This window comes from Enterobacter cloacae complex sp. HYC080_NIDB, from assembly GCF_056673325.1.
In genome coordinates this window covers 2,475,241-2,501,397 of the sequence record NZ_CP114212.1, presented here as the reverse complement: position 1 = coordinate 2,501,397, position 26,157 = coordinate 2,475,241, and the positions used below count along the sequence as shown (strand labels likewise).

The 26,157-nt window shown below is 55.0% G+C and carries 22 protein-coding genes and 2 pseudogenes; 11 read left to right on the top strand and 13 right to left on the bottom strand.

Annotated features, from left to right (window positions below; genetic code table 11):
• Positions 1 to 175 precede the first annotated feature (175 nt).
• Positions 176 to 1,120: a DUF1471 family protein YdgH gene (ydgH, locus tag O1723_RS11800; protein ID WP_014883599.1), complete on the bottom strand. Its 945-nt coding sequence runs from the start codon at positions 1,118 to 1,120 to the stop codon at positions 176 to 178.
• A 535-nt stretch (positions 1,121 to 1,655) separates the two neighbouring features.
• On the opposite strand from ydgH, the gene pntA reads away from it, so the two are divergent.
• The 3 genes from pntA to O1723_RS11785 all read left to right on the top strand — a co-directional run bounded on the left by pntA (position 1,656) and on the right by O1723_RS11785 (position 5,801).
• Positions 1,656 to 3,185, top strand: coding sequence for a Re/Si-specific NAD(P)(+) transhydrogenase subunit alpha (gene pntA / locus O1723_RS11795; protein ID WP_023330268.1), 1,530 nt, complete (start codon positions 1,656 to 1,658; stop codon positions 3,183 to 3,185).
• A gap of 10 nt (positions 3,186 to 3,195) precedes the next feature.
• Positions 3,196 to 4,584 carry a Re/Si-specific NAD(P)(+) transhydrogenase subunit beta gene (gene pntB / locus O1723_RS11790; RefSeq protein ID WP_023330269.1) on the top strand — a complete coding sequence of 463 codons (1,389 nt, stop codon included), beginning with the start codon at positions 3,196 to 3,198 and terminating at the stop codon, positions 4,582 to 4,584.
• Positions 4,585 to 4,691: 107 nt separating this feature from the next.
• Entirely contained in the window at positions 4,692 to 5,801 is a 1,110-nt protein-coding gene (locus O1723_RS11785; protein WP_023337201.1) for a mechanosensitive ion channel family protein, read from the top strand.
• Between the two features lie 40 nt (positions 5,802 to 5,841).
• Here the strand turns inward: O1723_RS11785 and uspE are convergent, their stop codons facing one another.
• The 7 genes from uspE to O1723_RS11750 form a co-directional block, all read right to left on the bottom strand.
• Entirely contained in the window at positions 5,842 to 6,792 is a 951-nt protein-coding gene (uspE, locus tag O1723_RS11780) for a universal stress protein UspE (protein WP_014883603.1), read from the bottom strand.
• Positions 6,793 to 6,901: 109 nt separating this feature from the next.
• Positions 6,902 to 7,084 carry a hypothetical protein gene (locus tag O1723_RS11775; protein WP_014883604.1) on the bottom strand — a complete coding sequence of 61 codons (183 nt, stop codon included), beginning with the start codon at positions 7,082 to 7,084 and terminating at the stop codon, positions 6,902 to 6,904.
• Between the two features lie 146 nt (positions 7,085 to 7,230).
• The gene (gene fnr / locus O1723_RS11770) at positions 7,231 to 7,983 is read right to left on the bottom strand and encodes a fumarate/nitrate reduction transcriptional regulator Fnr (RefSeq protein WP_006174991.1); all 753 of its coding nucleotides are present in this window, start codon (positions 7,981 to 7,983) and stop codon (positions 7,231 to 7,233) included.
• Positions 7,984 to 8,166: 183 nt separating this feature from the next.
• Positions 8,167 to 8,682, bottom strand: a complete 516-nt coding sequence (gene ogt / locus O1723_RS11765) for a methylated-DNA--[protein]-cysteine S-methyltransferase (RefSeq protein WP_023337202.1) — start codon at positions 8,680 to 8,682, stop codon at positions 8,167 to 8,169.
• A 10-nt stretch (positions 8,683 to 8,692) separates the two neighbouring features.
• A complete protein-coding gene (abgT, locus tag O1723_RS11760) occupies positions 8,693 to 10,219 on the bottom strand; it encodes a p-aminobenzoyl-glutamate transporter (protein WP_023337203.1) in 1,527 nt (508 codons plus the stop codon).
• A 41-nt stretch (positions 10,220 to 10,260) separates the two neighbouring features.
• Complete coding sequence (locus tag O1723_RS11755) at positions 10,261 to 11,706, bottom strand: M20 family metallopeptidase (RefSeq protein WP_023337204.1); 1,446 nt, start codon at positions 11,704 to 11,706, stop codon at positions 10,261 to 10,263.
• Complete coding sequence (locus tag O1723_RS11750; protein ID WP_023337205.1) at positions 11,706 to 13,016, bottom strand: M20 family metallo-hydrolase; 1,311 nt, start codon at positions 13,014 to 13,016, stop codon at positions 11,706 to 11,708. Before O1723_RS11750 ends, O1723_RS11755 begins: the two co-directional genes overlap by 1 nt.
• A 175-nt stretch (positions 13,017 to 13,191) precedes the next feature.
• On the opposite strand from O1723_RS11750, the gene O1723_RS11745 reads away from it, so the two are divergent.
• Both O1723_RS11745 and smrA read left to right on the top strand, forming a co-directional pair.
• Entirely contained in the window at positions 13,192 to 14,115 is a 924-nt protein-coding gene (locus O1723_RS11745) for a LysR family transcriptional regulator (protein ID WP_014883609.1), read from the top strand.
• 340 nt (positions 14,116 to 14,455) lie between these two features.
• A complete protein-coding gene (smrA, locus tag O1723_RS11740) occupies positions 14,456 to 15,019 on the top strand; it encodes a DNA endonuclease SmrA (RefSeq protein WP_023337206.1) in 564 nt (187 codons plus the stop codon).
• A gap of 38 nt (positions 15,020 to 15,057) precedes the next feature.
• Here the strand turns inward: smrA and tcp are convergent, their stop codons facing one another.
• A complete protein-coding gene (gene tcp / locus O1723_RS11735) occupies positions 15,058 to 16,719 on the bottom strand; it encodes a methyl-accepting chemotaxis citrate transducer (protein ID WP_023337207.1) in 1,662 nt (553 codons plus the stop codon).
• Between the two features lie 144 nt (positions 16,720 to 16,863).
• On the opposite strand from tcp, the gene O1723_RS11730 reads away from it, so the two are divergent.
• The 4 genes from O1723_RS11730 (at position 16,864) to O1723_RS11715 (ending at position 20,047) form a co-directional block, all read left to right on the top strand.
• A complete protein-coding gene (locus O1723_RS11730) occupies positions 16,864 to 17,742 on the top strand; it encodes an aldo/keto reductase family oxidoreductase (RefSeq protein ID WP_248190533.1) in 879 nt (292 codons plus the stop codon).
• A gap of 109 nt (positions 17,743 to 17,851) precedes the next feature.
• Positions 17,852 to 18,286, top strand: a complete 435-nt coding sequence (umuD, locus tag O1723_RS11725; protein ID WP_014883613.1) for a translesion error-prone DNA polymerase V autoproteolytic subunit — start codon at positions 17,852 to 17,854, stop codon at positions 18,284 to 18,286.
• Positions 18,270 to 19,532 (top strand): translesion error-prone DNA polymerase V subunit UmuC, encoded by a 1,263-nt coding sequence (umuC, locus tag O1723_RS11720; RefSeq protein WP_014883614.1) that lies wholly within the window; start codon positions 18,270 to 18,272, stop codon positions 19,530 to 19,532. Before umuD ends, umuC begins: the two co-directional genes overlap by 17 nt.
• Before the next feature lie 68 nt (positions 19,533 to 19,600).
• The gene (locus tag O1723_RS11715; RefSeq protein ID WP_032645245.1) at positions 19,601 to 20,047 is read left to right on the top strand and encodes a hypothetical protein; all 447 of its coding nucleotides are present in this window, start codon (positions 19,601 to 19,603) and stop codon (positions 20,045 to 20,047) included.
• A 17-nt stretch (positions 20,048 to 20,064) separates the two neighbouring features.
• Here the strand turns inward: O1723_RS11715 and O1723_RS11710 are convergent, their stop codons facing one another.
• Positions 20,065 to 21,501 carry an aminotransferase-like domain-containing protein gene (locus O1723_RS11710; protein ID WP_014883616.1) on the bottom strand — a complete coding sequence of 479 codons (1,437 nt, stop codon included), beginning with the start codon at positions 21,499 to 21,501 and terminating at the stop codon, positions 20,065 to 20,067.
• Positions 21,502 to 21,596: 95 nt separating this feature from the next.
• On the opposite strand from O1723_RS11710, the gene O1723_RS11705 reads away from it, so the two are divergent.
• On the top strand, positions 21,597 to 22,364 hold the full coding sequence (locus tag O1723_RS11705; protein WP_014883617.1) for an arylamine N-acetyltransferase family protein: 768 nt from the start codon (positions 21,597 to 21,599) through the stop codon (positions 22,362 to 22,364).
• 50 nt (positions 22,365 to 22,414) lie between these two features.
• Here the strand turns inward: O1723_RS11705 and yajD are convergent, their stop codons facing one another.
• Positions 22,415 to 22,762, bottom strand: a complete 348-nt coding sequence (gene yajD / locus O1723_RS11700; protein WP_006808895.1) for an HNH nuclease YajD — start codon at positions 22,760 to 22,762, stop codon at positions 22,415 to 22,417.
• A gap of 77 nt (positions 22,763 to 22,839) precedes the next feature.
• Positions 22,840 to 23,733: pseudogene (locus O1723_RS11695) on the bottom strand (PhzF family phenazine biosynthesis protein).
• Between the two features lie 195 nt (positions 23,734 to 23,928).
• Here O1723_RS11695 and O1723_RS11690 point away from each other — a divergent pair.
• Positions 23,929 to 24,953, top strand: a pseudogene (locus O1723_RS11690) (LLM class flavin-dependent oxidoreductase).
• Between the two features lie 110 nt (positions 24,954 to 25,063).
• Here O1723_RS11690 and O1723_RS11685 read toward each other — a convergent pair.
• Positions 25,064 to 26,098, bottom strand: a complete 1,035-nt coding sequence (locus tag O1723_RS11685; RefSeq protein WP_014883620.1) for an AI-2E family transporter — start codon at positions 26,096 to 26,098, stop codon at positions 25,064 to 25,066.
• Between the last annotated feature and the right edge of the window lie 59 nt (positions 26,099 to 26,157).

The window sequence follows — 26,157 nt, the reverse complement described above, 5'->3', positions numbered from 1 at the left end:
TTATGAAAAGTCCAAATCCAGAATAATTATTTCGCTGCGGCGCATAAAAATGGTGGATTACACTAAGGCGCGGGATTTTACGGAGTGTCACGTAAGCATGCAATGATGTGTGGCAGAAATTCGAAAAAAGTAACAAAAAAAGGCGGCATTGCGCCGCCTTTGGTCAATGATTTTGTTACTTGTACAGATCGGCGCTGATGGTCACGTTGTTACCACGTTCCTGCCACTGGCGGGTGATATGGTAATACTTCGCCCCTTTCTTCGCCGCACGCTTCGCGACCTGGTAAGAGACTTCCGTCATGTTGCCGTAGTTGCCGGTAAACTTGATGCTGTCGAACGGCACCATCTGTGCAGCAGTGGCTTTGTTCAGCTCTTCAATTTTGGTGCCGTCTGGCAGCGTCACGGAATAGCGGCCACCTTTCGTGGATTGCGTTTCAAAGAAACGGCCCACTTCAGCGCTTGGTGCCGCAGTCGTCGCTACGCCTGGAATTTCAACTTTCTTCGCTTCTTCGCCGCCTTTCGCTATCGCCGCGCGACCCGCTTCGGAGTCAGCAGGGATGGCATCCGGGCTCTGCAGAACGCGTTTCTTCGCATCTTCTTTATAGATGAATGCGGTAATACGCTGGTTGCCGCCCTGGTTAGCATCCACCTGGCGCACGATATAGAACGAGTAGGCCCCTTTCTCTTTCGCGGCTTTGGTGATGGCATCGTTCACTTCAGGCTGGCTGCGATAGAAGCCCTGAACGGTAACGGTGTCGTACGGTTCCAGCTCAATCGCCTGATCTTTTGGCAGCTCAACGATACCGTTAATCACACGGTTTTTCGGTGCGTCTGCTTTTGGCGCATTGTCTTTATACAGCGCAATGGTTACGCGCTGGTTGCCGCTGTTGCCATAATCAGACTGGTCAACAACGTAAAACGAGGCCGCCCCGTTTTTATCAGCGGCTTTTGATGCGGCGGCGACGGCATCGCCAATAGAATTATAACGACCCACAATGACCGTATGGTCAAAAGGTTTTAACGCTGCCGCTTGCTCTGGCGTTAACTCTGTTGCGGCATTCGCAGACAGGGCGGTCGCACAGAGAAGTGCGGACGCCAGGAGTGTGTTCTTAAGCTTCATAAAAATAATCCTTCGCCTTGCGCAAACCATGTACTGGTATTGTTGTTAATTTGAGACGGCCCCGATTATGGCATTTAAAACCCGTCGCTGTCTGCGCCATTTTTCACTGCCTGTGCTCACTGAATTAACGAATTCGATAACATTTAGTGATATGTTGAAAAAACAGGCGTTTGACAAGTAAAACTGATAAAGCATATGACTTTTACAAGTTAATTTAATGTTAATAACTTGTTCTCTTATGGCGCTATATCATGTTTTTACCGCTTCGCTTGCGCTATTTATCGGTTCTGGCGATGAATTTAAGGTAAATATCACTGTCAGTGACGCCGATCGCTTATTTTTCACAGATAAAGTAAGAAATAGTGTTTTCTGGCGGTAGATCACGGGCGCTATTTTCAGTAGGTTATAGACAGTTTGTTACTGTTTTATTTTCCGGGGTTAATCATCTCTCATCGCTATGAGAATGGCGAAAATTGATACAAACCGCGGGCATTTATCGACAAACCATCATCAAAAACCGATGGAAGGGAAAACTATGCGTATTGGGGTACCAAAAGAACGGTTAGCCAATGAAACCCGCGTAGCGGCAACACCGAAAACGGTGGAGCAACTGCTTAAGCTGGGTTTTACCGTCGCGGTTGAAAGCGGCGCAGGCAAACTGGCGAGTTTCGATGACGAGGCCTTTATCCAGGCGGGTGCGGAAGTGGTGGACGGTGCTGAAGTCTGGCAGTCGCCGGTTATTCTGAAGGTTAACGCACCGGAAGAGAGTGAGATTGCGCTGCTGAATCCGGGCACCACGCTGGTGAGCTTCATCTGGCCTGCGCAAAATCCAGCGCTTATGGAGAAGCTGGCTGCACGTGGCGTGACCGTGATGGCGATGGACTCCGTGCCGCGTATTTCGCGCGCGCAGTCGCTTGATGCCTTAAGCTCCATGGCTAACATTGCGGGTTATCGCGCGATTGTGGAAGCGGCTCACGAATTTGGTCGTTTCTTTACCGGTCAGATCACCGCGGCGGGGAAAGTCCCTCCGGCAAAAGTCATGGTGATTGGTGCGGGTGTGGCAGGGCTTGCCGCAATCGGTGCGGCAAACAGCCTCGGCGCTATCGTGCGCGCATTTGATACCCGTCCGGAGGTGAAGGAACAGGTCCAGAGTATGGGTGCCGAATTCCTTGAGCTGGACTTCAAGGAAGAAGCGGGCAGCGGTGACGGTTACGCGAAAGTCATGTCCGAAGCCTTTATCAAAGCCGAAATGGAACTCTTCGCCGCTCAGGCGAAAGATGTCGACATTATTGTGACCACCGCGCTGATTCCGGGTAAACCTGCGCCGAAGCTTATCACCCGTGAGATGGTGGATTCCATGAAGCCGGGCAGCGTGATTGTCGACCTGGCGGCGCAAAACGGCGGTAACTGTGAGTACACCGTTGCTAATCAGGTGACGACCACCGCCAACGGCGTGAAGGTGATCGGCTATACCGATCTGCCAGGCCGCCTGCCAACGCAGTCGTCTCAGCTGTACGGCACCAACCTGGTTAACCTGCTGAAGCTGCTGTGCAAAGAGAAAGACGGAAACGTCACCGTTGATTTCGACGATGTCGTGGTGCGTGGTGTTACCGTTGTCCGTGATGGTGAAATCACCTGGCCGGCACCGCCGATTCAGGTTTCTGCTCAGCCTCAGGCCGCGCCGAAAGCGGCACCAGAGCCAAAAGAACCCGCTAAACCGGCGTCTCCATGGCGTAAATACGCCATCATGGCGCTGGTCATTATCCTGTTCGGCTGGCTGGCTGACGTCGCGCCGAAAGAGTTCCTCGGCCACTTTACCGTCTTCGCGCTCTCCTGCGTGGTCGGTTACTACGTGGTGTGGAACGTCTCCCACGCGTTGCACACGCCGCTGATGTCGGTGACCAACGCCATCTCCGGGATTATCGTGGTCGGGGCGTTACTGCAGATTGGTCACGGCGGCTGGATCAGCTTCCTGAGCTTTATTGCGGTGCTGATCGCCAGTATCAATATTTTCGGTGGTTTCACCGTGACTCAGCGCATGCTGAAAATGTTTCGTAAAGGCTAAGGGGTAGCATATGTCTGGAGGATTAGTCACAGCCGCATACATTGTTGCTGCAATCCTGTTTATTTTCAGTCTGGCGGGGCTTTCCAAACACGAAACGTCTCAGCAGGGGAATAACTTTGGTATCGCCGGGATGGCGATTGCGCTGATCGCCACCATCTTCGGGCCGGACACCGGCAACGTGGCGTGGATCCTGGTGGCGATGATCATCGGCGGCGCGATCGGTATTCGCCTGGCGAAACGCGTTGAAATGACCGAGATGCCGGAGCTGGTTGCTATTCTGCACAGCTTTGTGGGTCTGGCGGCCGTGCTGGTGGGCTTCAACAGCTACCTGTATCACGAACCGGGTCTGGAACCGATTCTGGTCAACATTCACCTGACCGAAGTGTTCCTCGGCATCTTTATTGGTGCGGTGACCTTCACCGGCTCAATTGTGGCGTTCGGCAAACTGCGCGGTAAGATTTCGTCTAAACCGCTGATGCTGCCAAACCGCCACAAGCTGAACCTGGCGGCGCTGGTGGTATCGTTTGTGCTGATGGTCATCTTCGTGCGTACCGAAAGCGTGGGCCTGCAGGTGCTGGCATTACTGGTGATGACCCTCATCGCGCTGGCATTTGGCTGGCACCTGGTGGCGTCTATCGGTGGTGCGGATATGCCGGTGGTGGTCTCCATGCTGAACTCCTACTCCGGTTGGGCGGCGGCGGCGGCAGGCTTTATGCTGAGCAACGACCTGCTGATCGTCACCGGTGCGCTGGTGGGTTCATCTGGTGCGATCCTGTCTTACATCATGTGTAAGGCGATGAACCGTTCGTTTATCAGCGTTATCGCCGGGGGATTTGGTTCTGACGGCTCCTCTACCGGTTCTGATGAAGAAGTGGGTGAGCACCGTGAGATCAGCGCGGAAGATACCGCAGAGATGCTGAAAAACTCGCACTCGGTCATTATCACCCCGGGCTATGGCATGGCGGTGGCGCAGGCGCAGTATCCGGTCGCAGAAATTACTGAGAAGCTGCGCGCGCGTGGGATCAAGGTTCGCTTTGGTATTCACCCGGTGGCGGGACGTCTGCCAGGCCACATGAACGTGCTGCTGGCGGAAGCGAAAGTGCCTTACGACATCGTGCTGGAGATGGACGAGATCAACGATGATTTCGCCGATACCGACACCGTGCTGGTCATTGGCGCTAACGACACCGTTAACCCGGCGGCGCAGGACGATCCGCGCAGCCCAATCGCGGGTATGCCGGTTCTGGAAGTATGGAAGGCGCAGAACGTGATTGTCTTCAAACGCTCTATGAACACCGGCTATGCTGGCGTGCAGAACCCGCTGTTCTTCAAAGAGAACACCCACATGCTGTTTGGCGACGCCAAAGCCAGCGTGGATGCGATTCTGAAAGCACTGTAATTTCGCTTCACCCTGACAAACCGCTCTTCGGGGCGGTTTTCTTATTTCTGCGGTCAGCTTTTCTCCTCTGTCTATACTTTACCCTTTGTGTAAGACGAGGAGGTGTAATGCAATTTCTGTCCCGCTTCGACATCATCGCGTTGATGATGACGCCGACATTTTGGGTAGGCGTCGCCACGGTTGTCTTTGTCACGCTGCTGGTGTACTGGCTGCTGACGCGCCTGATCGCGTTCGTTAAGAAAGGGATCACCACCTGGGGCGACAAACACCCGACCACCAACCGGATGCGTTTTATCCTGAGCGATATGCTTAACAGAACGAGTCGGATCCTGCTTTTTGTCGTAGCACTTCTGTTCAGCCTGCGTTTTGTTGACTTACCCGATCATCTTTTTGGCACGGTCAGCCATGCCTGGTTCCTGGTTTTCGCGATTCAGGTGGCACTGTGGATGGATCAGGGCGTTGTGTCGTGGCTACGTCACGTCATGCTGGCACCGGGAAGTCATAAAAACCCGGTTACGCTGGTGATCACGGGGCTTATTCTCCGTGCCATTGTCTGGTCAGTGATGCTGCTGTCTATTCTTGCTAACGCGGGCGTCAACATCACTGCTCTGGTTGCCAGCCTTGGGGTGGGGGGGATTGCCATCGCTCTCGCCGTACAAACGATCCTGAGCGACGTGTTTGCCTCCCTGTCCATTGGTTTTGATAAGCCGTTTGAAATTGGTGATTTTGTGGTGTTCAACGACGTGGCGGGGACGGTAGAGCACATTGGCCTTAAAACGACCCGCATACGCAGCCTGAGCGGGGAGCAGATCGTCTGCGGCAACGCCATTTTGCTCCAGCAAACGCTCCACAACTACAAACGTATGCAGACACGTCGTATCGTCTTTACCTTTGGCGTGGCCAGCGACACGGCGCCTGATAAGCTGCGCTACGTGGGGGATATGGTCAGGCAAATCATCACCGATGTGGGTGAGACAAAATTCGATCGTGCCCATTTTCTCGGATTTGACCGCGACCGTCTGACGTTTGAAGTCGTTCATATCGTCAATACCGCGGATTACAACAAATACATGGATATCCAGCAGGAGATCAATATCCGTATTCTTGAAGGGCTGAATGCTCAGGAGATTAAGCTGGCACTGCCGAGCATGGTATTGCACGCGCCGTGGATGCAGGATGAGCCGGGTGAACAGCCGAAGCCGGTGATGGAGAGCTGAAAAAAAAAGCCCGCCGGAGCGGCGGGCTGACAGGGTTATATTAATCGTCTTCCGGATCGTCCAGCTCAATCGGCGTCTGGAACTCATCTGGCTTAATGACCAGCAGGTCACAGCGCAGATGGTCGATCACCTGTTCGGCGGTATTGCCGAGGAACGCGGCAGAAATACCGGTCCGGCCAATGGTCCCCAGGACCACAATCCCGGCCTGCAAATGTTCTGCTAAATCCGGGATCACCTCTTCAGGCAGCCCTTTCTCTACGTGCGTCATGTTCTCGTCAATGCTGAACTTCTGGCGCAGCGCTTTCATGGCCAGCAAATGCTGGCCGCGAATGGCGTCGTTATAGACGCTGGGGTCAAATTCAGGCAACTCAATGGCGATATTGATTGGGGTGACTGGATAGGCGCCCACCAGATGCACTTCAGTGTGATTGACCTGGTCAGCGAGCTGGATGGTTTCCTTCACCAGCTTCTCGTTGAGTGAATTATGATAATCCTCTTCGCTGGCGAGGTTTACCGCCACTACGGCTTTCCCGCCCTCCGGCCACGGCTGGTCTTTCACCATCCAGACCGGGCAAGGGCATTTACGCAGCAAGTGCCAGTCGGTTGGGGTGAAGATCACGGATTCCAGCTTGTCGTGCTGGTGCGCCATCTTCAGCAGCAGGTCGTGTCCACCAGCAACGACTTCCTGGATAATGGCTTCAAAAGGTCGGTTATGCCAGACCACTTTGATATCAATAGGAACCCCCGCTTCAAGGTAATACTTCGCCTGTTCACGGATCCACGCGGTACGCTGACTGATGACGCCCTGACGCATAGCGGTGCGCTCGTCAGGCGACAGAAGGGTGGTCATCTCATACGAGAAGTCATAGATCGGCAAAAACGCTTTGATTTTGCCGCCAATCCGTTGATGTAGATACACAGCACGTCGTAATGCCGGCTGATCGTCCTGATTAGGATCGATAGCTACCAGCATGTTTTGATACTTGGCCATACAGGTCTCCTTACTACTGTCACCACAGTCTGTAAGTAAAAGAGTAACCTATATATCCTGAATGAAACAGAGGAGAGCTTTTGTCAGATCAATAATTCATGAAAATTTATCAGAGGAAAAGCACCGTGGTTGTCACCGCGATAAACGCAATAAACAGCAGCACCATCACCGCTATTGCAAACGTCGTGGAGTCCTGCACGTAGGTTTTTTCCTCCCCCTTCATTGGGCCGACAAGCATGATCCAGATGAAGATAAAGGTCACTGAGGCAATCACGACTGAAACGAAAAACAAACTTTCTCTCAATTCATAACCTCAACGACAACCTTTCAGGCGCTGTGTGGGGATGTGCTACGGTGAAGACGGCTTAAAGCGGAAGTGATTATACCAGACTAATAAATCATGTGAATTTATCAGTCTGGTGATCAACATGCGGAGAGTTATGCCACGTTGCGGGCATGACCGGCAAGCACGGCCAGTGCTTCACCGTTTTCGATAGTGATGTATTTACCCTTAACGGCCAGCATCCCGCTTTTCTGGAAACGACCCAGCAGACGGCTGATGGTTTCCACGGTCAGGCCCAGGTAGTTACCGATATCACCACGGGTCATGGTCAGACGGAATTCGCGCGGCGAGAAACCCCGTTCGGCGAAGCGGCGAGAGAGGTTGTAGATAAACGCGGCCAGGCGCTCTTCTGCATTCTTTTTAGAAAGCAGCAGAATCATGTCCTGATCGCCTTTGATCTCACCGCTCATCAGACGCATCATCTGCTGACGCAGGTTAGGCATCTTACCGGACAGGTCGTCCAGCGTTTCAAACGGGATTTCGCAAACCATAGAGGTTTCAAGCGCCTGAGCAAAGCTCGGGTGATGGCCTGTGCCGATGGCATCAAAGCCCACCAGGTCACCCGCCAGATGGAAGCCGGTGATCTGCTCATCACCCTGTTCGGTGATGGTATAGCTCTTGATGGTGCCAGAGCGGATAGCATAGAGCGATTTCAGTTCGTCTCCGGCTTTAAACAGCGTCTGCCCTTTCTGAATAGGCTTTTTGCGCTCGATGATATTATCAAGCTGATCGAGTTCATGCTCATTCAGGGTAAACGGGATACAGAGCTGGCTGATGCTGCAATCCTGGCAATGGATAGCACAACCGCCAGACTGAATGCGTCGTATAATTCGCTTTTCCGGGATCATAGGTTTGCTCAAGCCTTAATTGATATTGGTCAATTTTAACATCTTTTTGGTAAGTACGTAAGCCTGACAAACCATCAATAAGGACAAGAGACGGCAATGTGTCGCCATCTTCTTGAAATTCCACAGCTTGATTATGGATTTTTAGCCTAACCGGTAGAAAATTAAGCACAAAAAGCCTGGGATCTACAGCAGAAGATATCCTTCGTGACGCAGCAACCACTCCTTGCGCTGCACGCCACCGGCATAGCCGGTCAGGGTACCGTTGCGTCCGATGACGCGATGGCAGGGAACGACAATACTAACGGGATTAGAGCCATTGGCGGCCCCCACCGCACGCGCGGCGCCTGCGCGGCCCAGCTCCTCCGCGAGCTGGCCGTAATGCATGACCTGCCCGCAGGGAATGGCCCGCAGCGCCTGCCACACTTCACGCTGGAAAGGGGTTCCAGCCGTGGCGGTGGGGAGTGTATCGATGATGCTGAGATCGCCCTCGAAGTACGCCGCAAGCTTATCGCTCAGCCCACCCGGATTGGTGGCGCGGATACGTTCAAAACCTTGCGCCCGATAATGAATGTTCAGCAGCTCTTCCATGCGGTCGCTGTGCTCTTCCCATTCAACGGCGCGCAGACAAGACTGCTCGTCCGCGATCACCCACAGCGGCCCAAGCGGCGTCGCAATTTTATCTTCGAGTAATCTCAGCATCCTCATTCCTTTAGTTCAGCCTCGGGTAGATCCCCGGCCCAATCGGCAGGCCGACAAGATACCATGCCACCAGCATCACCAGCCATACCCCTAAAAAGATAAGCGGGTAGTGCAAAACCAGCGAATAGTAGGTACCCAGTTTTGCCTCGGGTTTATAGCGCTGCAGAAAGCCTAAAAACAGCGGGACAAACGGCGAAACCGGTGCAAGCGGGATCACTGACGAATCGGCGATGCGGAACAGGATCTGCGCAAACGCCGGATGGAAGCCCAGCATCATAAACATCGGCACGAAGATGGGGGCCAGAATCGACCAGATGGCGGAGCCGCTGGCGATGAACATGCACAGCAGGGACGACAATAGCGCCAGGCCGACAAACGCCGGTACGCCGCTTAATCCGGCAGCTTCCAGCGCGTCGGTCAGGCCCACGGCCATAAACTTGCCCATGTTGCTCCAGTTAAACATCGCCACAAACTGCGCCAGCGGGAACACCATGACGATAAAACCCGCCATCTCTTTCATCGGTTCGATCATCAGCTGCGGCAGATCGCCCTGACGGCGAATTTTGCCGGTGGCGATACCATAAGCGAGCGAAACGACAAAGAAGAAGAGAATGATCAGCGGCACAATACCCTGTATAAACGGCGAGGGCAGGACGGTATGTTTAACCGGATCGCGCAGAATACCGTTTTCCGGCACTACCATCAGCGCGACCATGGCGATGAATATCAGCGAGACAATACCGGCCACGCGCAGGCCGAATTTCTGCTCTTTGCTCAGCGTCTCCAGCGTTTCATCGCTACGGCCTTCCCATTTGCCCAGACGCGGCTCGATGATCTTGTCGGTAATCAGCCCGCCGACAATCGTCAGAACAATCACTGAGCTGGCCATAAAGTACCAGTTGTCAATTACGCTGACGTGCATTGCTGCGTCAATGGTTTTCGCCGCCTCCGTGCTGATGCCCGAGAGCAATACGTCGGTGGTGACAATCAGCAGGTTGGCGGTAAATCCGCAGCCGACACCCGCAATTGCCGACAGCAGGCCCGCCACCGGGTGCCGCCCGACGGCGAGGAAGATCAACGCCCCCATTGGCGGCATGATCACCAGCGCGGCGTCGGAGGAGATATGGCTGAAGAAGGCGATAAACAGCACCATATAGCTGGCGTAACGTGCGCTGACGTGGGATGCCATTTTTACCATCAATGCAGGCAGCAAACCCACGCGCTCTGCCAGCCCGGCCCCTAATACCAGTGCCAGAATGGCGCCCAGCGGGGCGAAGCCGCTGAAGTTTTTTATGACGTTAGGTAAAAACCAGTGCAGCCCGTCAACGCTGAGCAGGTTTTTCACCGCCACCAGGCTGCCATCGGCCGGACTTCGCACGCTCACGTCAAAGGCGGAGAGCACGGCGGTGGCAACCATCAAAATGACAATCAGATAGATAAACAGCAGGAAAGGGTGTGGCACTTTATTGCCGATCCTTTCAACCCAGCCATAGAGCTTACCGGATGGGGAATGCGAAGGTATGGATGACATACTCATGGGCGTTCCTCGAGAGTGTTGTGTTGTTGTGTTGTGTTTTTTTATTTTAAAGGTGACGGTGTCACGCCCTGTGGGATCGGACACACGTACGGTTTTTCTTGTATTTGTTGTTCGAACTCTTCACGACATTTTTTTAGCAGGGCTGCATCCTGCAGCAGATTCAGTGCCGTGGCGCCCATGACTTTCCCGGCCAGCAGCATGCCTTTGTGAGCAATGGAGGTTCGCCCCTGTGCCACCAGTTGCCAGGTATGCAGCGGCGTCCCCACGGTAAAGCAGGGGCTGAAGCACTGGGCGACCGGCATTTTCCAGCTGACGTCACCCACATCCGTTGAACCCGCCAGCACGTTGTCGGTAATGGCATAGGGCGCAATCTCATCCACCAGGAGTGTCTCCTGATGACGGCGGGCAAAGGCTTTACCGGCGTCTCCGCCCGTGGCGGCTATATTTTTGAGGCTGTTCTGCAGGTCGTTGGGCGTGAGCGTAGCGCGGATCTCACGGGCAAAGTCGCGCTCTTCAGCAGTCCACGCCGGCGTGCCGTAGTGTTGTAACGCCCGATACATTGCCGCCTCAAGCGTGCGGTTTGGCAGGTAGCTGGAGCAGGCTTTATCAAAGCGACACTCCACGGTGGTTTCGGTCATCATTGCCGCGCCCTGGGCGATTTTCTCAATGCGTTCGTAGATCTGCTGCGCATCGGCCATTTCCGGGGCGCGGATCAGGTACAGCACTTCGGCCTGGGCCTGCACCACGTTGGGCGAAATCCCGCCGGTATCGGTGATGGCGTAATGGACACGCGCTTTCTCAATGATGTGTTCATTAAGGAAGTTGGTGCCGGTCGTCATCAGCGTCACGGCATCCAGCGCGCTGCGCCCCAGATGAGGGGAGTTGGCCGCATGCGCCGCCACGCCGTGAAAACGCCAGGCGGCCTGAATATTGGCCAGGGTGCTGACGTTAAACATGCCGGCAAAGGCTTCCGGGTGCCAGGTGACGGCGGCATCGACGTCATCAAACAGTCCTTCCCGCACCATAAAGGTTTTGCCGGAGCCGCCTTCTTCCCCGGGGCAGCCGTAAAAACGCACCGTTCCGCTACCGCCATGCTGTTCAAGCCAGCTTTTTACCGCCACCGCACCGGCCAGCGCCGCGGTGCCGAGGAGGTTATGCCCGCAGCCGTGACCATTCGCTCCCGGCGTGGCGGATTGCGCGGTTGCACAATGCGCCTGCTGGCTTAGCCCGGCCAGCGCATCGTATTCACCGAGCAGGGCGATAACCGGTTTCCCACTGCCGTAGCTCGCAATAAAAGCGTTTGGAATACCGCCCGCCTCGCGAGTCAACGTAAAGCCTTCGGCTTCCAGCGCCCCAGCGAGTCGTTCGGCGGACCAAAATTCTTCAAAGCGGGTTTCAGGGTGATCCCAGATGGCATCGGCTATATCGGTTAGCGTCTGACATCGCGTATCGATGGCATCGGCAATAAAAGCGTAGTTCTCCTGCATTACACACCTCGCGTCCACGGAAAATTGAGCGCAGTACGCGCCAGCGTTTCGATGGCGATAGCCATAACCTGTTCATCGAAGTCGAATTTTTCGTTGTGATGGCCGGCGCTCAAATCCGTGCCGAATACCATATACGACGCCATGCCGCCGTTTTGCTGCACGCGGGCCATCATCAGCGTGGCGTCTTCGGAGCCGGCGGGGGCTTTGACCTTATCGATAGCGCGATCAATGCCGGAAACCTGGCTCGCCTGTTCGCGCAGATAATCAACCCAGGCCGGTGTGGGCGCGCTGGAGGTGGCGGCCCCCATCAGACGCATCTCCGCCTTCACGCCGTAGAGTGCGGCCGCCCCGGTAATGACGGCCTGCGCGCGTTCAAAGACATACTGATTTATGGCTTCGCTTTCCCCGCGGGTTTCCACTTTGATGAGCGCATTCGCGGGCACCACGTTGCGGCCGCTTCCGGCCTGCATGACCCCGACGTTGACGCGGGAAGCCCCTTCACTGTGCGGTGCGATGCTGTGTAAGGCGAGAGCGGCCTGCGCGGCGGCGAGCAGGGCGTTTCGCCCGTCCTCCGGTTTTCCGCCTGCGTGTGCGGCAACGCCCGTAAAACTCACGTCGAACTTGGTGGTCGCCATAAAGTTATCGCTGCCGCAGATCGCCGTTCCGGCAGGCACGCCGGTACCGATATGGATGGCAGTAAAATAGTCCACGCCATCCAGCGCCCCGGCGGCAACCATAGCGCGTGCGCCGCGCGTCCCTTCTTCGGCAGGCTGAAAGATGAGCCTGATGGTGCCGCTGAGCTGCGCTTCATTCTGCTTAAGCACCTGCGCCAGTCCCAGACCAATGGTGGTATGGCCGTCATGCGCGCAGGCGTGCATCATTCCCGGGTTGCAGGAGGCAAAACCGTCGCGGAACGGGCGATGGCTGTTGTCCTGCGCTTCGCTTAAATCAAGGGCATCCATGTCTACGCGAAACGCCAGGGTTGGCCCCGGGCGGCCGGTCTTAAGGGTCGCCACAATGCCGGTAAATCCGCCTTCAAACGGAGCCAGCCATTTTTCGGGTGCGCCTTGCGCACGCGCTCGGGCAAATTCTCGCGCCAGCGTTGCGTCATCGGGCAATCCCATTCGGCTTTCGGCATCCACCACATCACGCCCCATCGCCAGTTCGTACCCCAGCGAATCAAGAATTTCAGCGACTTTCGCTGCAGTTCTAAACTCTACCCAGCCGGATTCCGCAAAATGGTGAAAATCGCGACGCCACGCGCTCAGCTGCGGCGTTAATGTCTGGATGTACTGCGCCAGTGTGTCCATATCTCTTCCCGTCATCATTAAAAAATGTGAACTGCTTCACGCTGTGATAGTTTTTACTTATCACTAACCGATTTTTCACAGTTTTAACCGTTCAGGAATTACCCTCGCACATCCCTTTCCATTAAAGTAGATGACAGTTTCTTTACTCTGATAAACAACGGTTATCGGTCGGGCTATGACATTTCAGATTAAATTTCATCAAATCCGGGCGTTTGTTGAAGTCGCGCGTCAGGGCAGTATTCGCGGTGCCAGCAGGACGCTGAATCTTTCGCAGCCAGCGCTGACCAAATCGATCAAAGAGCTGGAAGAAGGTATGGCGGCACAGCTTTTTGTGCGCCGGAGTAAAGGTGTTGCCTTGACCGAGTGTGGCGAGGGCTTCTACCAGCGCGCCAGACTGATTCTGGAAGAGTTGCGTGCGGCGCAGGATGATATTCGCCAGCGGCAGGGGGAACTGGCCGGGCAGATCAATATCGGGATGGGCGCCAGCGTTTCACGCAGCCTGATGCCCGCCGTTATTACGCGCTTTCATGCACAACACCCCCAGGTCAAGGTGCGGATTATGGAAGGGCAGCTGGTGTCGATGATCAATGAATTACGCCAGGGTGAGCTGGATTTCACCATTAACACCTATTATCAGGGGCCTTACGACCATGAATTTACGTTCGAAAAGTTGTTTGAAAAACCGTTTGCGGTATTTTGCCGGGAAGGGCATCCGGCGACAGGGGCAACATCCATTAATGAACTTTTGCATTATAACTGGACAATGCCGACGCCGCGGGGAAGCTATTATAAGCAATTAGAAGATCTATTTCGCCACCGCTCGCAAATACCGCGAATTGGGGTGGTGTGTGAAACATTTTCGTCCTGTATAAGCCTGGTTGCGCAAAGTGATTTTTTAAGTATCCTGCCGCAGGAGTTGGGCTCTGACCCGCTTCTGGCGCACCGTCTCGTCATTCTGCCGGTTGTCGAATCGCTTCCAAAAGCCGCGTATTATTTAATTCAGCGACGTGATTCACGTCAGACACCTCTTGCCGAATCCTTAATTACGCAATTCAGAAGGGAAGCGAGAAAAATAGACGCAGCGGAAAATTCAAAATAAAAAAACAGAGTCTGCCCGACATCAGACAGACCCTACAGTACACACAGCAGTACGTCCTTTTGCCAGTCCTGAGTATTATTTCCATGGGGCAGGTTTATTTAGTTATAACACCTTTTCCGAAAAAAGACAGGTTGACGAGTGATTGATTTCACGAATTTTTAACGTAAATCACTTATTTTACCTTCACTGGAGTTTTAGTTAAGTCTGGTTTAAGTGCGTATCACCCTTATTATATATTCGCCGGGTAAATATATATGCCGTGAGTGGGCCGCTGACGGTTATTGAGACACATGTCTGGCACAGGTATAGTACCTCCCTCAGAAGTAGCCGGAGGATCCCCATGAACCCTGACGACAAATCACTTTTTCTTGACGCCATGGAGGATGTCCAGCCCATGAAGCGCTGCTCGGATATCCACTGGCAGCCGATGAGAAACGCACGGGCGCGGCAGGAGATGGATACTGAACAGCTGGACAACTTTCTGACGCTGGGGTTTCTGGAACTCCTGCCCCTTGAAGAACCGCTGGCGTTCCAGCGCGAAGGGGTACAGCAGGGCGTTATAGAGAAGCTGCGTTCGGGGAAATACGACCGACAGGCCAGCTTAAACCTGTTGCGTCAGCCCGCCGAACGCTGCCGACAGATGCTGTATTCCTTTATCAGTCAGGCCCGTCGTGACGGATTACGTAACCTGATCATCATTCACGGGAAAGGGCGCGAACAGAATTCGCATCCCAATGTGGTGCGCAGCTATCTGGCACGCTGGTTAACTGAGTTCGAGGAAGTGCAGGCTTTCTGCGTGGCGCTGCCGCATCACGGCGGCAGCGGGGCATGTTACGTTTCACTGCGGAAATCCGATGAAGCGAAACAGGAGAACAGGGAACGGCACGCCAAGCGCAGCCGTTAAGGCGGTTTTCGCGGGCGAGGCGATCGCCCGCCTGTGACTCAGAAGGTTTCCCAGTGACTGTCAGGCGTGGCGTTAGCCGTTGCCGGACGCAGTAGCTGCGGCGTTTTCACATTTGCCGGACGTGAGGCGACCGCGTGTTCTTTTCCGTTCAGACGAAACGCGGCCACAGCCTGACGCAGCTGTTCGGACTGATCTTCCAGTGCCGCCGCCGCCGTCGCGGACTGCTGCACCAGCGCGGCGTTTTGCTGCGTCACGCTGTCCATTTGCGAAACGGCCAGGCTCACCTGTTCAATACCGCGGCTCTGCTCATCGGAGGCCGACGAAATCTCACCCATGATATCGGTTACGCGGGTCACGGCGGCGACAATCTCCTTCATGGTCGCGCCCGCTTCGCTAACCTGCTCAGAACCGGTATTCACCCGGCTGACGGAGTTCTCGATAAGCCCTTTGATCTCTTTCGCCGCCTGTGCACTGCGGCTCGCCAGCGTACGGACTTCGCCTGCGACGACCGCAAAACCACGCCCCTGTTCCCCGGCGCGTGCGGCTTCTACCGCGGCGTTAAGCGCCAGAATATTGGTCTGGAACGCGATGCTGTCAATCACGCCAGTAATGTGGGCAATCTGCTGGGAACTGTCGGCAATTTCGGTCATGGTGCGAACCACGTTATCCACGACGTGGCCACCACGTGCTGCGGTTTCAGAGGCATTCTTCGCCAGTAACGTAGCCTGACGGGCGTTATCGGAGTTTTGTTTAACCGTCGCGGTCAGCTCTTCCATGCTGGCGGCCGTCTCTTCGAGCGAGGCGGCCTGCTCTTCGGTGCGAGCGGAAAGATCGTTGCTGCCTGCGGCAATTTCACCTGCGCCGGTGTAGATGGAGTCGGTACTGCCGCGCACGGCGCTGACGGTAGTCACCAGAGATTGTTGCATCTCATGCAGGCCTGCGGCCAGTTGACCCATTTCATTGCGGCCAGAGAGCGCGATATTCTGCGTCAGGTCGCCCCCCGCAATGGCGCGAATATGGTTCATAATGGTGTTGAGTGGTTTTAACAGCAGGTGTTGTAACCCCTGCCAGATGACCACCAGCACGGCGATAACGGCCAGGAAAATGACTGCCAGCGTCCACTGCATTTGCGTAAAGCTGCTTTGGTTCTCTTCGGTTGCCGCTTTCAGCAGCGTGTTGTTTTCGGCGCGCCAGCGGTTATAGACCGCTTCCATATCATCCTGAGCCTGCTGAGCATCCAGATCGCCATAGGCCTGGTAGTTGTCGGCGCGAAGATACTGAATCGACAAACGCATGACCTCATGCATCTGATTCCAGGATTTTTGCATCTCGTCAGTTAACGCCGCATTCTGGCCGTTAACCTGCGGCAGTTTCTGCCACGCTTTGTTATAGGTTTCTGCTTTAGCCAGCGAGTTACTTGCGGTATCAAGCAGTTTGTTGATCGCGGCAAGGGAAGCCGGATCGCGCTGGTTTTTCAGGTAGCGGATCGCCACGCGGGTCACGGTGACGCGCGTTTTTACCAGCGTGTTTACGCTGTCGCTCAGATTTTCCTGCTGGGCATTGAGCACGCCGGAGTTCTGGAAGTTATGGCGATCGTTGCTGACGGCGGAGTAGAACAACCCTCCCGTGACAACTTGCAGCAGACAGAATATGGTAAGGGCAAAGATAATACCGGTAATCACGTGCAGATTTTTCAGCATAGCGGTCGTCCGTTAGAGAAGAGGCAGAGGTACACCAATACTATCGTCGTATAGAATTTAAACTTTAATTTAACTCGCGCTTAACGAAGGGCTCCGGTCAGGAACCTGTTGTAAATCCGGATCATTTTTATGAGGAAGGTCAACATGAGCAGCATTGATAAAAGCGGGACGTACGCGCTCGGTACGCGGACGGTTAAACGACTGGGGTACGGCGCGATGCAGCTTGCCGGACCGGGCGTATTTGGCCCTCCGAAAGATAAAAATGCCGCGCTGGAGGTGTTACGCGAAGCCGTGGCGGCGGGGGTGAATCATATCGATACCAGCGATTTTTATGGTCCCCATGTGACCAATCAGCTGATCCGCGAGGCGCTTCATCCGTACCAGGACGATCTCACTATCGTCACCAAGATCGGGGCCCGCCGCAACGATAAAGGTGCCTGGCTGCCGGCCTTTTCCGCGCAGGAGCTGACTCAGGCGGTGCATGATAACCTGCGTAATCTGCAGGTGGATGTACTGGATGTGGTGAATCTGCGGATCATGTTTAGCGCTCATGGCCCGGCAGAAGGATCGATTGCTGAACCGCTTTCCACCCTCGCAGAGTTACAGCAGCAAGGGCTGGTACGCCACATTGGTCTGAGCAATGTCACGGCCACTCAGGTTGCGGAAGCGCAGAAGACGGTGCCTGTTGTCTGCGTGCAGAACATGTACAACATAGTGAACCGCGGCGACGATGCGCTGGTGGATTTACTGGCGCAGCAGGGGATTGCCTATGTGCCGTTTTTCCCATTGGGCGGCTTTACGCCACTGCAATCCAGCGATCTGCAGGCCGTCGCGGATTCCCTTGGCGCAACCGCGATGCAGGTTGCGCTGGCATGGCTGCTGCAACGTTCCCCGAATATTCTGCTGATCCCCGGCACCTCTTCCGTGGCGCATTTGCGGCAAAATCTCGCAGCAGGAGAACTGCAACTGCCGCCTGACGCTCTGGAAACGCTGAATACGCTGGTAGGCCGATCGTTGAACTAAATCCGTTCAAACTTCAATACGTTCGGCTTCACCGCCGGAAAGCATCTTGATCCTGGCCCATAATCCGTAATACTGTATTTATATACAGTATTACGGCAGGAAAGCATTTATGGGCACTCTCTTTTCTTATCACTCTAATCAAGTCATTGAATTACCTCTCTTTCTGGAGCGCGTCGCCTGCGGCTTCCCCAGCCCGGCGCAGGATTATGTGGAGGATCGTCTCGATCTTAACCGGCTGGCGGTCAGGCACCCTAGTGCGACCTACTTTATAAAAGTGAGTGGTGACTCGATGATTGGGGCTGGGATCGGCGACGGCGATCTGCTGGTGGTCGATCGTTCGTTAAATGCCGAACATGGGGATATCGTCGTGGCGTCGGTTGCCGGTGAGTTTACGGTGAAAGAGCTACAGACCCGTCCGGTTTTGAGGTTGCTGCCGCATAATGCCCGCTATCAGCCGATTACCTTCCAGTCAGAAGAGGAGCTACAAATCTTCGGCGTTGTCACTCACACCCTCAAAACGTATAAACATGTTCGCACTGGTTGATGTGAATAGCTTTTATGCCTCCTGCGAGAGGGTGTTTCGCCCCGATCTGGAGGGCAAACCCATCGTGGTGGTCTCGAACAACGACGGCTGCATTATTTCGCTGTCGCGGGAGGCCAAACAGTTCGGCATAAAAATGGGTGAGCCCTACTTTAAATTCAAGGAGAAGGGTTATCCGGCGCGGGTGTATGTTTTTAGCTCGAACTATGCGCTGTATGCCGATCTCAGCAGCCGGGTGATGCAAACGCTGACCGATCTTGCTCCGGCAATTGAGATCTACTCGATTGATGAAGCCTTCGTGAACGTGTCGGGCGTCAGCCGCTGCATGTCGCTGGAGGCTTTTGGCCATCAGATGCGCAACCAGGTCGCTAAAAATACGGGGTTGACCGTTGGGGTCGGTATTGCCCCGACCAAAACGCTGGCGAAGCTGGCCAACTATGCGGCGAAGCGGTGGTCTGCCACCGGCGGCGTGGTCGATCTATCGGATCGCGAACGGCAGCGTAAGCTGCTGGCGAAGGTGCCGGTAGAGGAAGTGTGGGGTGTCGGGCGACGCATCACGAAAAAACTCAACGCCATGGGGATTACCACGGCGCTGGAGCTGGCGGAAGCGTCCTCCTGGGTCATTCGCAAACATTTTAACGTGGTAATGGAACGCACGGCGCGCGAGCTTCGCGGTGAGCCTTGTCTTGATCTGGAAGAGTTTACCCCGACGAAGCAGCAAATTATCTGTAGTCGTTCGTTTGGACACCGTATTACGCAATACGAAGAGATGCACCAGGCCATTTGTGCCTACGCGGAGCGTGCCGCCGAAAAACTGCGCGGCGAGCATCAGTATTGCCGCTTTATCAGCGTGTTTGTGCGCACCAGCCCGCATGCCGACAACGAAATTTATTACGGCAACCAGGCCTCAGTCACCCTGATGACACCCACTAATGACACGCGCGATATCATCCGTGCTGCCACGGAGGCGCTGGGGCGTATATGGCTTGACGGGTATCGCTATATGAAAGCGGGGGTGATGCTGGCGGATTTTTTCAGCAGCGGCGTCGCCCAGCTGAATTTGTTTGATGATAACCGCCTGTGTGCCAATAGCGCAGCGCTGATGGAGATAATCGACAGCGTAAACCATTCCGGCAAAGGGAAGATATGGTTTGCCGGGCAGGGGATTGAGAAATCCTGGGCGATGAAGCGTGAGATGCTGTCACCGGCGTATACGACGCGGTACGCAGATTTGCCGGTGGCAAGGTAGGATATTGTCATAAACGATCGCCGCGTTATACTCACGGCGTTAATAAGAATGTATGACGGGGCAGGGATATGTACGAGAGCCTAAAAATGATATCAGTCGCGCTGCCCCTCATTGCGCTTTTCATCCTGTTAAGATTTGTTGTCAGACGTATTCGCCAGGCAAAGCGCCTTATTTCAGATCATAACGGGATGAAAAAGATATCTGCTAACCCCTCAAATTTTGGTGGGAATGCAGGTAAAACATGGTTTTATGATGACCAGTTTTTATATGAAGTTAAAAACAACGCCACCCGTAAGATTGCGCTGGCTACTATCATTAAAATCGGGCCGGGGAATACCGAGATAAATAGCCGACGGGTCTGGATTGTTATTTACCGTGACGGTGCTAATGAAAAGCAGGTGCAGTTTTATAATAATCTCACCCTCTGGAATCATAACTTCACGGCTTTTCTGGCCGCGATAAAAAGAGCCAATCCTGACGCTGTCGTTAAAGAGCGCGCAATCCTCAATTTGTGAAAAAGGACCGCAGACCGTCACGGCCGCGCATCCGCCAGTTCATAACACAGCGCCCCAATCCGCTCCACGGCATTCAGCAGGCGGGGCGTCGGTTCGTTTGCGCAGTTTAGCCGCAAAAAGTGAGACAGCTCTGCGGCAGGGGAAAACAGCGGGCCGGGGCTGACGCCAATACCCAGCGCCAGCGCGCGACGATGTACCTCCAGCGCGTTGACCTGCAAAGGAAGTTCTACCCACAGCAAGTAACCCGCGGCGGGCGCGTTAACACGCGTGCCGGGAGGAAAACTTGCCTCGACCCGCGCCACGACGGCGTCTATTCCCTCCGCAACGCGACGCTTGAGCCGCCGCAGATGGCGATCGTAATCGCCGCTCGCCAGGACTTCGCTGGTTGCGGCTTCCAGCAGCGGAGCGCCTGCCCAGTCTCCGGCCATGCGGGCCTGTAAAACCTGCGGAAAGTAGCGTCCGGCGGCAACCCAGCCGATTCGCCAGCCGGGCGCAAGCGTTTTAGACAGGGAGCTGCAATAAATGACATTTCCACTCTGGTCGAACGCTTTACAGGCTGGGGGACGTTGCCCCTCGCCGACAAGATCGCCGTAAACATCATCTTCAATGAGAGGAATATCTGCCGCGTCAAGCAGGGCAACGAGTTCCTGCTTACGCGTGACGGGCATACTGGCGCCCAAAGGGTTTTGCACCGTAGGGGAGGCCAGAACGGCGGCCGGGCGGTGGCACCGAATGGCGTCCGCCAGCGGTTCCAGCAGCAGGCCCTCAACAGGATCGGTGGGGATCGATAAGGCCTTCAGACCCAAATCCTCCAGCAGCAGGAGCGTACCAAAGTAGGCTGGCTGCTCAATCGCCACCACATCACCGGGCTGGCACACGGCTCGTAGCGCAAGGCGCAACGCCTGCGTCGCACCTGCGGTGATAATAAGGTCATCCGCGCTGAAACGGGCTCCCCACTGTGCAGAACGCGCGGCAATCTTGCTTCGCAAATCACGCCTTCCCGGCGGCAGGCTATAGCTCTGACCGTGCGCGTCCAGACGTCGGCCCGCGGAGTGCAACGCCCGCTGTAGCGTCTCGCCCGGCAGCCACGCAGGATCGGGCAGGGCTGCACCCAGAGGCACCAGACGGGCTTCTGAACTGCTGAACAGCGACCGGGCCATGGCCGACAGGGTGACGGGAACCGGGCCTGGCGGAGAACGAGAAGGCTCCACAGGCTGCGGAAGGCTTGTCTGGTGGATGTAATAACCTGAACGCGGACGTGCAACAATCAGCCCCTCGGCCTCAAGGCAGCGCAGCGCTTCAAGCGCCGTCGGAAGACTGACATGCTCGCGTTCGGCCAGTTTACGCGCGGAGATGATCTTGTCACCGGCTCGCAACGCGCCAGACGTAATCGTAAGACGCAGCATATCCGCAATACGGCGATAGTGAGGAGAGGACGGGGATGGGGCAGACATGGTATCTGTTCAGGCTAATTTTCGATAAAACTGACTATACAGCCAATAATGCACGCCATCTATAGTGTCCGACATGTTCAGGACAAGGAGGCATTATGCACAGCGATAATTTTGATATTTCCACGTATTTCAAACGCATAAACTACACCGGCCCCGCGGCTACCGATACGGGTACCCTGCATGCGCTTATGCGTCATCAGCTTTTTGCAATCCCGTTTGAAAATCTGGATGTACAGGCGGGGAAAATTGTCTCGCTGGCACCTGACGATATTGCCGATAAGCTGTTAACACCTGGGCGCGGCGGCTACTGCTATGAGGTGAACGGGCTGTTTGCCATGGCGCTGGAGGCGTTAGGTATTCCTTACCGTTTTGTGGCGGCACGCCCGATGTTCTACCCCGTACGGCGGCCAAAAACCCATATGGCGTTAATTGCTGAGGTGGAGAGCCGACAGTGGCTTTGCGACCTCGGGTTTGGCAGCTATGGGATTCGTGCGCCAATGGCTCTGGACACGCTTGATGTTGATATCGCACAGGATTTTGACACATTCCGGCTTAGCCGCAGCGCTGAGGGCGAATATCTGCTTCAGGCGAAGGTGGCGGGAGAATGGGCCCGTCAGTACGGCTTTGATCTCACCCCACAGGAGTGGATTGATTTCGTTCCGGCCAACTATCTTAACTCCACGCACCCGGATGCCATTTTTGTGCAGAAGCGTGTGGTGGTGCAGCATCGACCGGAGGGACGCGAGATTTTACTGGGGAATATGCTGAAAATCATTACGGCGAAGGGCACGGAAACCCGGCAGCTGGCGGAGGACGACATCCCCCGTATTCTGAAAGAGCGTTTTGCGTTGATCGCGGCGTAAAGCAGAAGGGGGCCTGTGCCCCCTGAGCCTCCCGCACCGCGGTTGAAGCATTACTTCTTCTTGTTCATCATCGCTTTTAAATCGGCAAACGGGTTAAACGTGGCGACGCCCACGTCTTTTTGCGCGTCTTCCCCGGCGACCACGGTGGTACCGTACTGATCCGCTTCGGTGTATTTCGAATGTTCGTGATCGTGGCAAAACAGGCACAACAGCTCCCAGTTACTGCCATCTTCCGGGTTGTTGGTATGGTCGTGATCGATATGGTGAACCGTCAGTTCGCGCAGATTGGAATAGACAAACTCGCGCGAGCAGCGTCCGCATACCCAGGGATAGATTTTTAACGCTTTTTCGCGATAGCCACTTTCAAGTCTCGCGTAGTTTTTGGGGATCAGAGCCATTGCTGGTTTTACCTGTGATAAAAATAGTGTGCCAATATATCCCATCAGGCACGGTAAATGTACAGGACCTTCCTCCGCTAGAGCGAGAATGTGCCTTCAAGCGTCATCACGCAATTTCCGCCAACGCGAACCACCGCCTCTCCCGACGAGGCATCGTATCCCGCGAACAGCACGCTTGCTCGTCCCATATCAACGCCCTGACTGACGTTAAGGTTAAGCGTTGTTTTATTGCGGTGCAACGCCAGCAGCGCTGTCGCAGCGGCAGTCGCGCTGCCTGTGGCAGGATCTTCTGTCATGCGGGGAGTAAACATGCGGGCCTGCACATCATGAGGTTCATCAGCATTCGTATCCAGGGTGTAGGCATAGAGGGAAACGGCGCCATCCAGCGGTAAGGTCGCGCGAAAACCCTGTAAATTCGGCACGCATCGACGAAGCGCCTCACGAGAAGCCAGCTCGGCTATCAGAAAGGGCAGACCTACCGACGCGACCACAGGCCTATGTACCTCGGTACGGATATCTTCCGTGTTCAGGGATAAGCAGGCAGCCACGCTTTCCGGGCTGACTTCAGAGCGGCACGAGAGTGCCTCAGGCACCAGGAGTTCTGCGCCAGTGACCGTATCGTTGTCGCGCAACAGACGAACGGGCACCACACCAGCTATTTCCTCGAAGTGTAGCGTATCAGGCAGGCGCTGATGATTCATCGCGGCGTAATGGGCAAGCACGTAAGCCGTTCCAACATTCGGGTGCCCGGCGAAGGGGATCTCGCGCGAGGGCGTAAAGATTCACACGCGTGCTGTATGGGAAGGATTGTCTGGCGGCAAAACGAACGTGGTTTCGCTGTAGCCAAATTCAACGGCGACCTGCTGCATTTGTGCTTTGTTCATGCCTTGAGCATCGAGTACGACGGCAACAGGGTTACCCAGAAACGGAGTGTCAGTAAAAACATCCGCAACAACATAGCGTCTTTTCATTTTCTGTCCGATGTAAAAGTCCTGATATAGAGATGTAACGTTAAATCAAACCGATAACCAGCCGTTTTTCACCCGACGGACCTGAAAAAAATTCAATCAATTTATTTGAATCATTCCGTTAAAGAAACGCCATTTATTCTCCACAGGTAATGCGTACAGTAGGGAGAACGCAACGCATTATCAGGACACAGGATTATGAAAAAGATCGGCTTTTTATCGTTTGGTCACTGGACGCCTTCTCCGCAGTCCGGCACGCGCTCGGCAGCAGACACCCTGCTGCAGTCCATCGACCTGGCCGTAGCAGCCGAAGAGCTGGGGGCGGACGGCGCCTATTTTCGCGTGCACCACTTTGCTCGTCAGCTGAGCTCTCCGTTCCCTCTGCTGGCCGCAATTGGGGCCAAAACGAAAACCATTGAGATCGGTACCGGCGTGATTGATATGCGCTATAAAACCCGATGTACATGGCCGAGGATGCCGGTGCGGCGGATCTGATTTCCGGCGGTCGTTTGCAGCTTGGCATCAGCCGGGGCTCCCCGGAGCAGGTCATTGATGGCTGGCGTCATTTCGGCTATGTCCCGCAGGAAGGTGAAAACGAATCAGATATGGCACGCCGTCATACCGAGGTGCTGCTTGAGGTTCTGCGCGGCGAAGGATTTGCGAAGCCGAATCCACAGCCGATGTTTCCGAATCCACCGGGGCTGCTGCGACTGGAACCCTATTCCGAAGGGCTGCGCGAGCGTATCTGGTGGGGCGCCGGTTCGAATGCGACCGCAGTATGGGCCGCTAAGCTCGGCATGAATCTGCAAAGTTCTACGCTGAAAGACGATGAAACCGGTGAGCCGTTCCATATTCAGCAGGCAAAACAGATCCGCGCGTACCGCCAGGCGTGGAAAGAGGCAGGGCATACGCGTGAGCCGCGCGTGTCGGTCAGCCGCAGTATTTTTGCCCTGATGGACGACCGTGACCGGATGTACTTCGGTGCCAGCCGCAACGACAGCGATAGCGTGGGGTATCTTGACGAGAAAACGCGCGCGATCTTCGGACGCAGCTATGCGGCGGAGCCGGACAAGCTTATCGAACAGCTGAAAAAAGACGAGGCGATTGCTGAAGCGGATACGTTATTGTTGACCGTACCGAACCAGCTCGGTGTGGATTACAATGCGCATGTAATTGAGTCCATTCTCAAACATGTCGCACCGGCAATGGGCTGGCGCGAGTAGTCGACGCGCTGGGATAAGCCCCGTCGCCGCACGTGGCGTGAATCTTCATTTGTAACTATTCGGGCGCTTATCGCGAAGACAGGAGGATCTATACATTCCTCCTGTCAGCGCTATTTCTGGCTCATATCGCTCAGCAGCACGGCGATGCTTTGTCCGCCCTCGGTCTGTTCCAGACCAATCTTCACAATGATGGTCAGCGGAACGGAGAGCAGCATACCGACGGGACCGAGCAGCCAACCCCAGAAAATCAAAGACAAAAAGACGACCAATGTGGATAGCCCCAGCCCGCGTCCCATCATCCGTGGCTCAAGAATATTGCCGAACAGCAGGTTAATGGCCAGATATCCGGCCAGCAGAACCAGCGCATCATACAGCCCGCTGAAAACCAGCACCTGAAGGATAGGGGGGATCGCTGCCAGCACGGAACCGATGTTGGGAATGTAGTTGAGCGCGAAGGCCAGTAATCCCCAGACGAACGCGAAGCGGACGTCCAGCGCCAGCAGCATCACCCAGACGACACCACCCGTAACCAGGCTAATGGCGGTTTTCAGCACCAGATAGCGTGAGACGCTGTCCAGCGCGCGTTGAATCGCCCCCATGCCCTCAACCGGACGGACCATTATCTGCTGCAGCTTTGCCGGCAGTTGAGGCACCTCCAGCAGCATAAACACCACCGTTAGAAACAGCAGAAAAATGGAGGTCATGGCATTCGAAAGCTGCGCCAGCAGGCTGGTGACGATCGTCATGGCCGCATTGGGGTCGATATATTTAAGGAGTTCCTCAACCGAGACTTCAATACCTGCGCGTTGCAGCCAGGGTTCAAGCTGCAGCAGCGGTATCGCCAGCGACGATCGGTACTTCGGTAACGTGCGCGCCAGTTCATTCAGCGAGGTGCCGAGATAGGCAACCAGTAATACCATGGCAACAATAATCACGCTGATGAGCAGCGTAATCGCCAGCACGCGCGGGATGCGTAGCCGCGTCATGCGCCGTACCAGCGGGTTAAGGATCACCGCAATGAACAGCGCCAGAATAAAGGGCACGATGATGTCGGCTGCAAATCGCACGCCCGTCAGTATGATCACCAGCATGCCCAGCATGATGACAATTTTTAACCCGTTCAGGGTAATAATGGGTTTAGCCATGGTGACTCCGAAATACGCTTTTTATTTATAATAAAGGCGAAACGCGTTGCAATAAACTA